Here is a 15,658-nt window from a genome sequence, read left to right on the forward strand (position 1 = left end):
TCGGGCATTTAGGTGGGGTCCCGGGACGGGTCAGTACCAAGACCAATTCCAGGTACTGCCGCTAATTATCGGGGTTTTTGGTGGTTCGGAAAAGAGAGGGGCGGGCAAAAACGTCAGTTGTTGGCTCGCAACCATTGCGATGCAAAACGTTCAGCAGCCGATCGATTCGGGAAAATCTCCATACCTATCTGAGCACTTTGTTGCTGGGTAGCATCAAGTTTGCGAACTTGTTCCTGCTGCCACTTGGCCGCCAACTCTTGGCTGTGGAAGACATTGGCTCGTCCAAAGGAACGATTGTTGACCATGACCTGAACGGACGCCACCACATGGGGGAATTCCTTCAGCGGATGGTCGTAAGGCTGAGATTTCAGGTGATCAACGACGGCGCGTTCAATCTCGGCAAAGTTGTCTCCGAAATACTCTTTGAAGACTTCCTGGTTGCTGGAAACCTTACCATTGGTGCCGCGGTCGATCGCCCCTTCCAGTGGCCTCAGTTCGCTGACCTTTTTCATGAATTTGTCGAATTCGATCTTCTTACGAGACGCCAGGTAATGGGTCAGTGCCCAGGCCGATGCGTATCCGGTCGAGGTCAGGCTACCGGCCCCGACGGTATCGTCCACCATCGTACCGTCGGCCTGGTTGGCATCCCGGGCTTTCAGATACGACTCCAACTCGAACATTCGCATATCGTTGATATCCCCTGCCCCTTTCCAACGCATGCGTTTCCCGAATTCAGTCGGTGCGTAGTACTCGGCAATTCCCTCCGAAATCCACATCGGCCAGCGGGATAATCGCTGCTGAACGCCAATGTTGTGCAGGATTTGATGGGCTCCTTCGTGCGATATCGTGGAGATGGCCTGACGAATGTAGAGATCCCATTTGAAGGGCGTTTGAGTCGGTTTCTCGTACATGACGACGTGGTTTTCGATCGTATCGTAGTACGCAACAACCCCGTCCGGCAATTGGGCAAAGTCTTTGTATTCGCGTTCGGTGGCGAACATGATCACCACCAGCGGCACCTCAGGCTCATGAACGTCGATCTTCTGCCGTTTGGCATGGGCCATCACGCCCGGAAGCATCGACTCCATGATTCGCATGGTGCCTTGGGCGAACTCGTTGGAGGTGTTGTAGACAAAGATGAAGTGTCGAGACGTAAACGTGCGAAACCCAGGATGCTCATCCTGCAGTCGCTTTTCAAGCTCCTTACGGTCCATTCCCTCGAACGGCTTATCGGTCTTCTTGACCTCGCTGATCGAACGTGTCACCAGGCGACCATCCGGCTGAAGAATCACCAGGCTCGACCCGATCGCAATCTGGATCTTTCCGACTTCCTCTTCCCCATCCTCCGTTCGGAACTCGACGTTACCGGTCACGTTATACAGGACCAGCCCAGGCTTGATGTCGAGGCCGAATGCCCGGGGATCAGGTACCGTTACTCGCTTCTGAGCGGTTGCGTTCGAACTTGCCAACGCCCAAGCGGCAAACACAAGACCTAAGCAAACAAGGGAGCGACGATACGACATTCGTGCTTCTCTTAACAGCGAAACAGCATTCGGGATGAGTTGGGAGCGGTAGGAGTGGCGTGCCCAGAGCCCTGGAATTGCCTCCCTGCAAGTTCATTGTCGTGACCAAACGCTTTCCGGCAAGCAAATTTCATAGCGATTGCCCGCTGCCCCGCTGGAATATCAAAAAGTTTCTCGATTTCTGACACTTAGGGCGATTAGTGGGGTTTAGATTAGATTGAGAGCATTACCCAAGTTGCCTCCGTGGCACCATAGCTTGGCAGGCCATTACCAGGCAAATTATCCGCTAACTCTTTAAACTGCAAACCCTTATGCACACGATGCTTCACTGGCTCAATAATCCATACCGGGCATTGGCTTTTGCCTTTTCGTTTGCTGTTGTGGCCGCCAACTACCATTTTGCCGCCCTAAATGCGGCAGACCCCACCTTCGTAGGGGCATTGGCTATTGCCTTGGAAGATCAGGCAGCCAACGAGCTACAGTTAAGTGACGAAGTGCGGGTAAAACTGAAGACCCTGGCTTATGAACGCGAAAAGCAAGCGCTGGATATGGCCTTGGAATTGAAAGGGGCTTCCCCTGAAGAAAAGCAGGCCAAGTTGGATGCCTACGTCGCCGAGTCCGAAAAGCAGGCGATGGCGCTGCTAACTCCCGAACAGCAACAGAAGCTGGAAAAGCTAAAGGTTAAAAAGGCTGGGCTCCCGTCGATTCTAGAACCTTCGATCGCTGGTCAGTTGAACTTGGCCGATTGGCAGAAAGAGGAACTCTCGCGCCGTCTTGCGGCCGTGCAGAAGCCTGACGCAGGCCCTCGCGAACAGGCCGAATTCGAACGATTTGCTAACCGACTGTTAAGCCCATCGCAACGCGCGAAATGGGAAGAGCTGGCTGGAATCTCAAACAATCCTGAAACGATTCCCGCAGATCAAGTGGTTCCTCCAAATCGCGAAGAGGCAGCCCCTCCTGCGTCGCCTATTGCTACGAATGCCCCTGGTCCCGCGCCGTCGGCGATGTCCCCTTCGGACGTCGCGACTGCACCTGGTGACCACACGATGAAGTTCAGCTTTCGCTATCAACCATGGGGAGACGTGCTGGACTGGTTCGCCGAACAATCGGACCTGTCGTTGGTCATGGACTCCCCTCCCCCAGGTACTTTTAACTATACCGACGGCAAACCTTATACTCCGTCAGAAGCAATCGACCTGCTCAACAGCATCTTGCTGACCAAAGGCTATACACTCGTTCGACGAGAAAAGATGCTGATTGTCGTAAATCTGGAAGACGGGATTCCACCGAACCTGGTGGCGACAGTCTCGATGGAGGACCTCGACAATCGTGGCGAATACGAATTGGTCAGCTGTCTTTTCAATCTGAAGAAGATGACCGCGGACGAAGCGGAAGCCGAGATCACTAAGCTGATTGGCCCTCAAGGATCGGTGGTTGCTCTGACACAGTCCCAGCAAGTATTTGTTACCGAGACAGCAGGTCGCCTGCGCACCATCCGCGATATGATCCAAGCGGTCGAAAACCCGTTTGGTAGCGATGTTACTGTCGTCGAAACCAAGAACTTGATGGCCGAAGAAATCTTGGCCGTGGTACGCCAACTGCTGGGCATGGAAGCAGGCTCGAACACCGCTACAGACGGTTCCATTCGTTTGGCTACCGATACCCTCGGAACCAAGATCTTCATCACGGGGAAAAAAGATGCTGTTGAGAAAGTCCAGAAGCTGATCACCCAGGTCGATGTGCCTGGCGGCGGCCTGGGCAGTTCTCCGGCCGATCAGCTTCAACTGGAAGTTTACCCGCTAGGAACGCTCGATCCAGCCACGACGCTGCAGGTCATGCAGACCCTTCTGGCCGGCAACCCGGACGTTCGCCTGGCGATCGATGAAAATACCGGCAATCTGATCGCATTGGCCCGCGGCGATGAACACTCTACCGTCAAGGCAACGCTTTCTCAGATGCAGCGCGACTCGAAGCAGGTCGAAGTGATCCAACTGATGGTCGTCGACCCGCAAATGGCCGTGCTATCGATCAACAAGCTTTTTGGGGCCGCAGGAGACAAACCGAATCCCAATGCACCCATCATCGATGCCGATCCGCTGAGCTCGCAGCTTCTCGTGCGTGGAACTGGAGATCAGATCAGTCAGATTAAGGATCTGCTGATGAAGATGGGGGAAGATCCAGAAGCAGCCTTGGCCATGAAAGCGGAACGAGGCAACATTCGTTCGATTCCCCTTTCTGGTACCGCGGCCGAACGTGTCTTAAGTGAACTCGAAATGCTGTGGCCAACAGTCAGCACGAGCCGTATTCGCGTGGTACGTCCTTCGTCGACTCCAGCCGTGCGGGGCTATAACCCCAATGCACCGGCCGCAGAATCGCCGGCCACCACAGGCAATTCGTCGAATGACGAAGCCCACAGCGTTCAGCCTTCATTCGACTCGGAAGCTAGTCACTCGCGAAATGGGAAGTTCCACTTCGTCACTTTCGACGAAGACGACGCTCCCGAAGCGCAAGCCAAACAGGCACCAATCATCACCACGGCTCAGGCCCCTAACCCATCCAGCCAGCAGTCTGGCCCACCAGCTATCAAGCCTGCTCCTGAATCCGACGGAACCCAGAAGCCAGGCGAGATCGTGGTCATGATGGGGCCCAGCGGTTTGATCATTGCCTCGGACGACCAGGACTCGTTAGACAAGCTCGAGGCGCTGATTGAAACCTTGAGCTCACGTTACTCGTCCTCGGCTGAGTACTCTGTCTATTACCTTCGCTACGTGAAAGCCGATGTTGCCGCGCAGATGCTGCAAAGCATTCTGACGGGCGTTACGCCAAGCGACGACGGCGGCGGATCGCTGATGGGTGATATCGCCTCGGAAATGCTCGGCGGTGGCGGCGGCCTGATGGGATCGCTGATGGGGCTTGGCTCCAGCAGTGCGAGCACCTCCCTCTCGGGCGGTTCCTTGAGTATCATCCCCGACATGCGACTTAACGCGTTGGTCGTTCAGGCAAGCGTGCAAGACTTGGACAAGATCGATCAGCTTCTCAAGATCATGGACCAGCCACACAGCCCAGAGCAGGTCGAAACCAAGCGAACGCCTCGGATGATCCCTGTCCTGTTTACCAGTGCTCAGGATATCGCGACCATTGTGCAGACCGTGTACGCCGACCGAATCGCCAGCACCGGAAATGGGCAACAACAGCGTCAGCCTTCTCCAGAAGACTTCATCCGCGCTCTGCGAGGCGGCCGGGGAGGTCGCGAAGGGGGTGGCGGTGGTGCCGCAAGTGAACCAGAAAAGATGACCATCGGCGTCGATGCCCGAAGCAATTCGCTGGTGGTTTCTGCTCCGGATCCGCTGTTTGAAGAAGTAAAATCCTTGGTCGAAGAACTAGATCAAGCAGGTGACGACACCAATCAAACCATGCAGGTGGTCAAGGTCCGCAGTTCAAATCCCGAGACGATCCAGAAGGCGTTGTCATCATTGACCGGTCAATCGGTCACAGTCAATTCGACCGCGGCGAACAGTTCGAGCAGTGGCTCGAACAATGCCAGCAATAATGCCCCGGCGGCAGCAGCACCGAACCCTGACGAAATGCGTCAACGAATGGAAATGTTCCAACGCATTCGCGATCAGATGCAGCGTTCAGGAGGCGACAGTGGCCGTGGAAGCCGCGGAGGATCAGGGGGAGGCCCCCCATCCGGTGGCAGCGGGCGAGGTGGCTTTAGTGGTGGCGGAGGAAGTGGCCGCGGTGGTCGCTAAACCTAACTGGCAACCATTCCCCGAGTGATTAAAGCGAGCTCGGGGCTGATTGCTTGGAATTGTTCGAGCAGGATTCGCAGGTCTTCCTCTGCTCGCTCAAAGTCCTCGTTACGTCCGTGATCTTCCATTCGTTTGGCAGCTTCAATCCCCTTCTCTGCAGCGAAATATCCAAACGAACCTTTCATGCTGTGGGCACTCCGTTGAAGCTTGGGTCCATCCTGATTGGCGAGCGCGTCTTGCATGTCTGTCAGCAGACGCTGGCTATCTTCCATAAAAACACCAATCAACGTAACCAGTAAGTCGTGGTCACCGCCGACATTCGCCAAGGCACCGGCATAGTTCACTAACTTTAGTTCGACAGGCTCCTCAGCTACTGGCTCGCTTGGCTCAGGCAAGCTTTCCACTTCGATGGCCTCCTCCACGACATCGCGGTCGTTTACGATTGCCTCCTCTGTTGGCAACGGCGAGTCTTTTCGCGTCAAAACACGCTCGATGACTTCGTACAGGACATTCGCATTGATTGGCTTGGTGACATAATCGTCCATGCCAGCCTCCAAGCATCGTTCCCGATCCCCTTTCATCGCATGAGCCGTCATGGCAATGATCGGTGTGTGACGTCCCGTTTCAGCTTGGATCGCACGAATGGCAGCCGTGGCCTCAAACCCATCCATAATGGGCATCTGAACGTCCATCAAGATCAGATCGAACTCGTGGGCACTCCAAGCTTCGACAGCCTGTTTGCCATCTCCGACGACATGGACCTCGTGCCCGCACTTTTCAAGAAGAAGCGATGCCAGCTTTTGATTTACCAGGTTGTCTTCCGCTAGAAGAATCTTGGCCTGAATGGTGACTGGCATACCGTCCGCAGTTGCTTGACGCTCGTGACGGCGTGCGAGTTCCTCGTAACCGAGAACAGTGACCATAGCGTCGAACAAATCAGACTGCTTTACCGGCTTCGCAACGACGGCATCAATTCGACACGGAAGTTCCTGGATTGCCTTTTCACTCATCACTCCACGTGTCAGCAAGATTGCCTTGGTAGCCTCGCAGCCCATATCGGACTGTAGCCGGCGCAGGAGTTCAATTCCTTCAATGGTCGGCATTTCATCATCGACAATCACCACACGCTGCGCTGCCTGGCAGTTGGCCGTGGAATTCCATTGCGCCAGCGCAACACCTCCGTCTCGAAACGGTTTCAGCGATAGCCCCCAGTTATCCAGCATTTCAGCAACGACTTCCAATGCGGAATCGTTGTCGTCCACCAAGGTAACGTGGTTTGCCAGTGCTTCCCGCGGGAATGGTGCCAGCCGCGCGTCAGTCGCGCTGCCTTGCTTCATCAGCGTGGTAAAGTGAAAAGTGGTACCTTGGCCCAGTTCACTTTCCACCCAAATCTGACCGCTCATGAGTTCAACCAGACGCGAACAAATGGAAAGCCCCAGACCGGTGCCTCCGAACTTTCGCGTCGTGGAGCCATCCGCTTGCTCGAAGGCGGCAAATATTTTCTGCAAGGATGACTCAGGAATTCCTACGCCGGTATCGATAACGCTGAAGTGAAGTGTTACGAATTCATCATCTTCAGCTTCGCGTGACTCAACCCGTAGGACAACTTCGCCTGATTCCGTGAACTTGATAGCGTTGCCCACCAGATTCACGATAATCTGCCGTAAGCGTACGGGGTCTCCCAGCACTTCGGCCGGCACCTCAGGTCGAATATGACAGACCAATTCCAAGCCTTTGCCGTGTGCCCGGAAAGCCATCGTTTTCATCAAGTCGCCCAGAACTTCGCGTAGCTGAAAGGGAATCTCTTCCAACATCAGCTTGCCGGCCTCGATCTTCGAGAAGTCGAGGATGTCGTTGATGACCCCGACCAGCGCATCCGCCGAAGTCTTGATCATCTGCAAGTATTCCCGCTGTGAATCGGTTAACTGGGTTTCCAGCAGGATGTCCGCCATACCAATGATGCCGTTCATTGGGGTACGAATCTCGTGACTCATATTGGCAAGAAACTGTCCTTTGGCCTGATTCGCGGCATCGGCAACTTCCTTTTGTTGCTGAATCATATCGTTAGCCAAAGCCAACAAATGCGATTGGGCCTGGATCAGCATGTGGACCGACATCAAGCGATAAGTTCTCGCTTCGCAACGAACGGCAATAGGTTCGTAAGCAACGTCACGAGGACGACTCAGCGCCGCCCGCGCTGCCTCGTGGATGCCGATATTGCTGGTCAATTCCAGCGGTTTGATGTTGATTGCCTCGTACAGAAGCCGTACCGGCCGCTGCGAATAGAGATCTCGCGAGAACAGGCGACTCATGTACTCGAGAAACTTCTCGCGTGAGACTACTCCCAACAATTGATCTTCGACCAGAATCAGGATCCCAGGGAGATCGTGATTGGCGTTGAAGATCTCTTCGACTTCTTTGGTATAGGTCGAAGCATCGACTGCGATGTCATAGGCCGGCAGTTCGGCGACAGTCGAGTTACTCAGTAGTTTGGATAGATCGGAATATATCATCGGGACGTCGCAACGCCGGTTCTCGGTTCGGGAAACGAACGGTTGCCCCCTACGCTTAGGAGGCATCCGTTCGCACTTTGGCAAATTTGATGGCCTTCGACGCTTCGTCAAACTCGAATTCATCCATGAATGCCTGCAGCAACACCAAACCGCGGTTGCCGATGCGATCTAGTGCGTTAGCCGCATTGGGATCAGGTATCGTCGCCGGATCGATGCCGGGGCCATCAAATGCGATTTCAAATTGTGCTTGGGTCGAAGACATCTTTGCCGCGACTCGCACGGTTCTTTCGCGATACGGTTCAGCCATCCGGCGTGATTCGACCAAAGCCAGAGCCTCAGGATTTCCCAGTTGCAACTGATCGATTTCGTCGAGAGTTAGTTCGAGGTTGCCGCGATAGCAGGCACTAAACAAAGCCCCTTCCAAGGCCATACCCAAGCGAACCTGACCACTGTCCTCGCATAGCCCCAGGCTTCCACAAATCTGCTGAATCATTTCAACGAGGCGTTCAAACAACGCTGGGTCGTTTTGCAGTTCGAAGGTGAATTCGGCGGTCCGCATACAATCGGTAAGTCGCTCGTAATTCTTTTCCGCTACCCCCAGAGCACGGACCTGTTGAACCGTTGAAATCAATCGCTCGGCGATCAACGCTTTGGGAACATAGCAGGCGGCTCCCTGCTCCAAGGCCTGGACTGCAAGTTGTTCGCTACCGTGGGCCGTTGTCAGAATCACGGGGATCTCTGGATAGATGGTCTGCATTCGCATCACCAACTCCAGGCCGTTCATTTCCGGCATGTTTAGATCGGTCACCACCAGATCGACTTCTTCGCTGATGGCATGCAGCTTTTCCAGCGCTTCCATGCCGTTGCCCGCCTTGGCGATCGAGCCGTTCGATGGATCTTTCTTCAATATGGCTTCAATCAGGTGCGAATCGACCGGCGTATCATCGACGATCAGGATGGTGGACATATTATACTCTCCTACGATCCCGAAAATGAGAAAGAAAACCATCGCAGCATGTCCACTTCGCGTCGTCTTGAGAAACTCAGGACGAGTGAGGACAGACTTTGAACAACAACGGCATATCGTTCAGTGAACGCCATCTTGTGATGACATCAACAAGGCATTTGGCCAGTTGGCCGATCCAATCACGGTACCGTCGAATGAGTAGCATAGCGTCAACGCGGCGTTCAAATTACAGGTATACCCGCCCTTGAGAACCTCACAGCGCGACATCGATTCAAATTCATGAAACTTTCACGATGCCAATTGAGCGTTAACAGTTGTTAACCGGAAAACTCACAATGAGGCAGTTCAAGAACTCATGGCAACTCGAACGTTAGCTCCAGACATTCCACCACGATTTCGACTGCGTCTTCTTCTTTTTTGCCATGGCACCATTTCCGACACGGACATCCACTTCCGAATTTTCCAGCACGGTTCCTCGCAGGATGGCATTAAAGAATTTAGCCCCGGTTAGCTGGGCCCCTTCCAGGTTGGCGTCGGTAAGGTCGGCTCCGATAAAGATCGCCCCTTCCAGGCAAGCCTTCTTGAGCGATGCTTTCCGCAGGTTGGCACCTTTTAGATCCGAGGACCGCAAGTCAGAGCGATTTAAGTTCGCCCGCGTGAAGTTCCCGCGTAGTTTCGCCATACTCAGGTCGCAATCGGAAAGCGTAGCCACCTCGCACTGCGAGCCATTCATGTCGGCGTAGCGAAATGAGCTGCCGTTGAAATCACCGCCGTTGAGGGTTGCCCCACGCAGCTTCGCGTTCGAGAAATCGGCCCCACGGGCGATAACGTTGGCCAGGTTAGCATCCGCCAGACAGGCATCTTGGAAGCTTGTCTTTTCAAGGATGGCGCGGCTCAAGTCGGCTTCACGCAGATCGGCGATATCGAGTATCGCCTCGGTCAAGTTCTGTTCGACCAACCAAGCTCCACATAGCGGCAGACTGGAGAGCTTCGCCCCTATCAAAGTCTTAAGCTTGATTTGACGTAGCACTTCACCAGACGACTTATGGCGTATCTCGATCATGCCCACGACGATCCGTGAAAGTAACCATCGCCCGACAAGTACCGACTTCATGCGTCGGATGCCACGACGATAGAAAGGGGTTTGCTTTGATCGGAATCGAACGTACCGGTCGTTTTATAGGCTGTAAATCGAAATCTGTGGCTTGTTCAACAGAATTGACGAACCTTAACAAACACTTGAAATACAGGGAATTCCACTAGCCTTTCCCCGATTCAAGAGCTTCCTTCGGAGTAATCACTCCATCGCCGTTGAGGTCGTACTCGTTGAATTCACTTACCTTGGAAGTGCTCCAGGAGGTTGTGAATTCATGCATCATGATCTGGCCATCGGCATCCTGATCGTTGCTCAGGAACCAATCTGGCAGGCCTTTGGGCAAACGCTCGGTTGCAGTGAGGAAGCGGTATGTTTCCTGCTTCGGTTTTTCATTCGATACACTACGCGAGGAACGGCCTTGCCCGAAGCTTTCCGACCGCTGGGTTAGCTCTTCCACGGTAATTTTGCCGTCACCGTTCTTGTCATAGTCGGACGGATTGCCACGCAGCCGCGACCATTCATCCTTTTCCAAAACGCCATTTCCGTTGCGATCGTTTTGCTTCAAAAGGCTCTCGGCATAAAGACGGAAACGGGCATCCACTCCGCGATCGCCGCTACCGCGATCTTCCGAGCGACCTTCGTCCCGCCCGCTGCTTTGGCCTCCGTTGGAACGGACGACCCGCAGGCAAAGCTCTTCGATCGAAAGACGTCCATCCTTGTCTTTGTCGTCTTGGGTCGGATCATCACGCCAACGAACTTCCGACCACTCAGGCCCATCCAGATAGTGATTCTTGTTCTTGTCGTAACGCGACATGATTCCCATCACCTGGTCGACGATGGTCTTGCCGTATCGCTCTTCGAGCGACTTACCATTAACAGGCGGGGGGGCATCGAAGCCTGCGGCTGGTTTTGCGTCGGACGCGGCCCCAAAACTCATGCTTGCCGATTCTACGCCAGCCTCGCGCTTTTCGCGGGCCTTTTGAACTGCTTTCGAGGCATCTTCGACGTTGATGCTGTTGCTGTTTTCCATGCCGGTACCGGTGAGGATGCGTCGCACGAACTCGCCTCCTCGACCTTCCAATTCGCTTCCTTCAATCTTGCCGTTGCGATCTTGGTCCATCCGGCGAAGCATCTCGGTCGGGTCGAATCCTCCCCGTCCGCGATCACTGCCGCGATCACTGCTACGGTCTCGGTCACCACTGTCACGACTACGATCACTGCTGTCGCCGCCTCGATCGCGACCGAAATCTCCTCCTGGTCCTCGCCCGCCGAAGTCCCCTCCAGGACCACGTCCACTAAAGCCACCGCCAGGGCCGCGGCCCCCAAAGTCTCCTCCTGGCCCACGACCACCAAAATCGCCACGCGGTGGCCCCTGCGCGCAAACAGCATCCGCAGCCACAATGGCCAAGGCAAGAGAAGCTATCGGTAAGACAAGTCGCAGTGCAGACTTAGCGATCATGAGCATGATCCAGGGATTTGGCACTTCCAATGAAATCAAAACAGAATGACCTTCAGTGTAATCAGGGTCACGCCATAACGTTAAACCCCGCCAAGCAAAGCAGAGTTGTGCAAAGAGTTGCTATTCCTGTCAAAAATCAGGATTTTGAGTTGGATTTTCGAAATAGACCAGAACCTTTGCCGCTGGCCATGGTTGACGTTATTTATGCAGATTCCCCCTGTCGGCACTACGCATTCGCTAGAAGCCACAGACTCGATACAATCACCCTCGTTCTGGGGGGCAGTTCCATTTCTATTCTGAAAGGTGCTTCGATGAAATTCCTGGTGGCTTTGATTTGTACTGCCGCTGTCGTGCTCGCAACCAACTCGGCCATGGCTCAAGGTCCTGGCGGTCGAGGTGGCCCAGGTGGCGGTGGATTTGGCGGAGGATTTGGAGGTCCAGGGGGTGGTACCGATCTTTTCGGCCTTCTGAACAACGAATCGGTTCAGAAGGAACTCGAGGTCGTTCCTTCTCAGTTGGATGACATTCGCAAGCTGGGCGAGGAAATGCGTAACAGCATGCGAGACATGTTCCAAGGCATGCGTAATGCCAGTGAAGACGAACGTCGAGAAATGTTCAGCAAGCTTCAATCGGCTCGTGAAGACGTGGAAAAGGACCTGGAAAAGGTTCTGATGCCTGCCCAATTGCAGCGTTTGAAGCAGATCCAGGTTCAGCAGCAATCGCGTGGACGTGGTGGCGTTTCGTTCGCAAACCCACGTATCGTTGAGGCCTTGGGACTTTCCGAAGCCCAGTTGGCGGACCTGCGTGACAAGGCCGAAGAGTTGCAAAACGAAATGCGAGCCAAGGTGGAAGAACTTCGCAAAGAAGCCGACGCCGAACTTCTGCAGATGCTGACCCCAGAGCAGCAAAAGAAGTGGAAGGAAATGATGGGTGAACCCTTTGAAATGGAACAACCGCGTGGTGGCTTCCAAGGGGGTGCCCGTGGTGGTCAACGTGGCCCAGGCGGTCGCGGTGGTAACGATGACGGCGAGATCTAACTCGTTGCATTGCAACCTCTTATAGAAGAGAATGCTTAACACAAACAAACCCCTCGCCAGTGCTACTGGCGAGGGGTTAACCGTTAAGATCGGAATCCCTGAACATGGAATCGGGAATTCGCGAAACAATTGGTGGTTGTAAAACGTTTAATACTTAGCAAGCTAAAGCCTAATCCCCCGTTCTCCTCGAGTGGTCTGCCCCTAAATTGGTGGCTGGCAATCGGTCAGGCGCGGTAACCTGATTTCCATCCTCTCCCCTTCTTTGTGTGCGACAAGACTTCATGGTCGATGCTGGTGAAATTCTGTTGAGTTGCGGACTGTTAACGCCTGAACAGGCCGAGATCGTCCGAAACGAACAAGAATCGAGCGCGGACTTCATTCCCAAAGCCGTTCAGCTTTCCTTTGTCGAAGAGGACGAAGCCCTCAAGGCATTGGCCACGGCAGTAGGCCTGGATTTCATCGACCTCAACCACACCGAGATCGATACGGCCCTGATCAAGACGATTCCCCAGCGTCTGATCTACCGCCAATCGCTGCTTCCGGTACGGCGTGAGAACGGCAGCATTGTTGTTGCCACAAGCGATCCCTTCGACCTGTACCCTTTGGACGAAGTCGCATCCGCGACCGGATTGAGTGTTGTCCCGGTCCTGGCTGGCCGCACCGAAATTGCGAAGCTGATCAAAGCGAACCTGGGTGTCGGTGGCGAGACGGTCGAAGGGTTGTTGGCGCGTAAAGAAGAAGACGAAGCCGGTGTTGAACTACTGGCAGATCTCGACGACGATGGGGGCGAACTGGCCGAGATCGAACAGGAAGCTTCCGTCATCCGCCTGGTGAACGAAATCTTGCTGGAAGCGATCGAATCGCGAGCGAGTGACGTTCACATCGAATCCCAATCCAACAACACGGTGGTCATCCGTTACCGTATCGACGGCATGCTCCATTCGCAGCCGGTGCCGCCGGAAATCAACTACTTTCAGGCCGCCATCATCAGCCGTTTAAAAATTATGTCGCGGCTGAACATCGCGGAAAAGCGACTGCCGCAAGACGGTCGTATGAAGTTGAAGGTCCGCGGCCGCGAGATCGACGTCCGTGTATCGGTGATCCCCATGATCCATGGCGAGAGCATCGTCATGCGTATTCTGGACAAAGGATCTCTCACGTTCGACCTGCAAAAGCTGGGGATGGATAAGGACGTTTACTCCCAGTTCCAAAAAATCATTCGCCAGCCGCACGGTATTATTCTGGTCACTGGGCCTACCGGTTCCGGTAAAACGACCACCCTGTACAGTTCACTGCTGGAAATTCGGGACGAAGCAACCAAGATCATCACGACCGAAGACCCGGTCGAATATCAGCTCGACGGCATCAACCAGATTCAAGTCCACTCGAAGATCGGTCTGACCTTCAGCGCTTCGCTGCGAAGTATCTTGCGTCACGACCCGGACGTCGTTCTGGTGGGTGAAATTCGCGACTTGGAAACGGCCGAAAACGCGATTCAAGCCTCTCTCACGGGGCACTTGGTGTTCAGTACGCTGCACACCAACGACGCGGCAGGGGCCTTTGCCCGTATGGTCGACATGGGGGTCGAACCGTTCCTAATCGCCTCGACGGTGGAAGGGGTTATGGCCCAGCGTCTGGTCCGCCGCTTGTGCTCAGAATGCAAAGCGCCCCACGAGGTGCACCGTGTCGACCTGCCGGACGACTTTCCTTGGGACGACTTGCAAGAGCAGGACGAAAAGCGACTCTTTCACCCCGTGGGTTGCCGCAAGTGCCGTGGCGTCGGTTACACCGGGCGTATGGGCATCTACGAACTGCTGACCTCCACCGAAGACCTGCGTCAGATGGTGCACGACAACGTGAGTAGCTGGGAAATCAAACAAGCCGCCATGAAGCAAGGGATGTCCACGCTACGGCAATATGGCTGGCGAAAGGCACTCAGCGGGCAGACATCGGTGGAAGAAATTCTTCGTGTCACCAAGAGTGATAATCTTCGCGGACATTAGTACAATACAGATCCTTCCTCACCCCGAACCCACCCACGATCATGCCTGACTTCGCTTATGTCGCACGTAACCTGCAGGGCCAAAAGGTCACTGGCAAGTTGACTGCGCAGACCGAAGGAGAGGTCATCAATTCGCTGAACGCGAAGCACCTCTTTCCGATCGAAGTCAAGCTGGAAAAACAAGGTGCCCGCTTCCGTATTGGTGGAAAGCGAGTCAGTCCGCAGCAAGCGGCGAACTTCTATGCTCAGCTGGCCTCGCTGGTTCGCAGCGGTGTGCCGTTGATGCGATCGCTCAACGTGCTTTACGATCAGGCCTCGAACCCGGCCCTCAAATCAGTGCTGGAAGACATTCGTGGCCGTGTCGAAGAAGGGGAGCCGCTCGACTCGGCCATGGCACGCCATCCGCGTGCTTTCAGCGACATGGCCATCAACATGGTTCGTGCCGGTGCCGAAGGTGGCTTCCTGGAAGATGCCTTGGAACGAGTTGCTGCGTTCACGGAAGAGCAAGAAGATCTGAAAGGCCGCACGCTCAGCGCACTCGCCTACCCAATCTTCCTGGCCGTCGTGGGCTCAGCCATTTTGACATTCCTGATCGTCTTCTTTGTGCCGAGCTTTGAAGAAATGTTCGCTCGTCTGCGAGAACGAGGGCAATTGCCGGCAATCACCGACTGGCTCCTCTGGTTCAGCGGAACCTTGAACAGCTATGGATTGTTTATCTTGATAGGGATCATTGGTCTGTTCGCTTATTTGCGAACGGCTTTGAAATCGGAAACCGGCAAACGCCGACTCGACTATTTCAAAATCAAAGTTCCCCTGCTCGGTTCGATCATGCTTGATTTATCCGTCGCCAGGTTCTGCCGCGTGCTGGGCACGATGCTAAAAAATGGCGTTCCCATTCTGCGAGCTTTGGAAATCAGTCGCGAAGCCGCCGGCAACCGCATTCTGGCCACGGCCATTGAAGAAGCATCCGAGAACATTTCCTCAGGCGAATCGCTCGCTTCGCCCCTTAGCAGTTCTGGCTATTTCCCCAAGACGGTTGTGGAAATGATCAGCGTCGCGGAAGAATCGAACTCGCTCGACCGCGTCTTGGTCGAAATAGCCGACGGTTTGGAACGAAGAACAACACGGCGGCTCGACCTGGCAGTTCGCCTGTTAGAACCCATTATGTTGTTGGTCATGGCGTTCATTGTGTTGATCGTCGTGATCGCATTGCTGCTGCCTGTCTTCCGGATGAGCAGTGCGTTGTAACACCAAGATATTAATCGCGCTTTCGTAAGCAGACACACCCAATTTGTAAGGAGTAAAAGTT

Annotated in this window: 9 protein-coding genes; 4 read left to right on the forward strand and 5 right to left on the reverse strand. The window is 54.5% G+C overall.

Translation table 11 applies throughout. The features are described 5' to 3' along the window. Positions 1–113 precede the first annotated feature (113 nt). Positions 114–1,523 (reverse strand): DUF1570 domain-containing protein, encoded by a 1,410-nt coding sequence (locus tag C5Y96_RS24045; protein WP_105358773.1) that lies wholly within the window; start codon positions 1,521–1,523, stop codon positions 114–116. Positions 1,524–1,834: 311 nt separating this feature from the next. On the opposite strand from C5Y96_RS24045, the gene C5Y96_RS24050 reads away from it, so the two are divergent. Then, positions 1,835–5,275, forward strand: a complete 3,441-nt coding sequence (locus C5Y96_RS24050) for a secretin N-terminal domain-containing protein (RefSeq protein WP_105358775.1) — start codon at positions 1,835–1,837, stop codon at positions 5,273–5,275. A 2-nt stretch (positions 5,276–5,277) separates the two neighbouring features. Here C5Y96_RS24050 and C5Y96_RS24055 read toward each other — a convergent pair whose 3' ends face one another. From C5Y96_RS24055 to C5Y96_RS24070, 4 genes are all read right to left on the reverse strand, one after another. After that, a complete protein-coding gene (locus C5Y96_RS24055) occupies positions 5,278–7,788 on the reverse strand; it encodes a response regulator (protein WP_158261398.1) in 2,511 nt (836 codons plus the stop codon). 55 nt (positions 7,789–7,843) lie between these two features. Further along, complete coding sequence (locus C5Y96_RS24060; RefSeq protein ID WP_158261399.1) at positions 7,844–8,755, reverse strand: response regulator; 912 nt, start codon at positions 8,753–8,755, stop codon at positions 7,844–7,846. A 370-nt stretch (positions 8,756–9,125) separates the two neighbouring features. After that, positions 9,126–9,869: a pentapeptide repeat-containing protein gene (locus C5Y96_RS24065; RefSeq protein ID WP_105358779.1), complete on the reverse strand. Its 744-nt coding sequence runs from the start codon at positions 9,867–9,869 to the stop codon at positions 9,126–9,128. Between the two features lie 145 nt (positions 9,870–10,014). Beyond that, complete coding sequence (locus C5Y96_RS24070) at positions 10,015–11,310, reverse strand: hypothetical protein (protein WP_199188787.1); 1,296 nt, start codon at positions 11,308–11,310, stop codon at positions 10,015–10,017. Positions 11,311–11,621: 311 nt separating this feature from the next. Here C5Y96_RS24070 and C5Y96_RS24080 point away from each other — a divergent pair, with 311 nt between their 5' ends. From C5Y96_RS24080 to C5Y96_RS24090, 3 genes are all read left to right on the forward strand, one after another. Beyond that, a complete protein-coding gene (locus C5Y96_RS24080; protein ID WP_158261401.1) occupies positions 11,622–12,347 on the forward strand; it encodes a hypothetical protein in 726 nt (241 codons plus the stop codon). 281 nt (positions 12,348–12,628) lie between these two features. Then, positions 12,629–14,350, forward strand: a complete 1,722-nt coding sequence (locus C5Y96_RS24085; protein WP_105358785.1) for a GspE/PulE family protein — start codon at positions 12,629–12,631, stop codon at positions 14,348–14,350. Positions 14,351–14,391: 41 nt separating this feature from the next. Next, positions 14,392–15,597, forward strand: a complete 1,206-nt coding sequence (locus C5Y96_RS24090; RefSeq protein WP_105358787.1) for a type II secretion system F family protein — start codon at positions 14,392–14,394, stop codon at positions 15,595–15,597. The last annotated feature ends 61 nt before the right edge of the window (positions 15,598–15,658 follow it).

Source organism: Blastopirellula marina (genome assembly GCF_002967715.1).
GTDB classification, from domain to species: Bacteria; Planctomycetota; Planctomycetia; order Pirellulales; family Pirellulaceae; genus Bremerella; species Bremerella marina_B.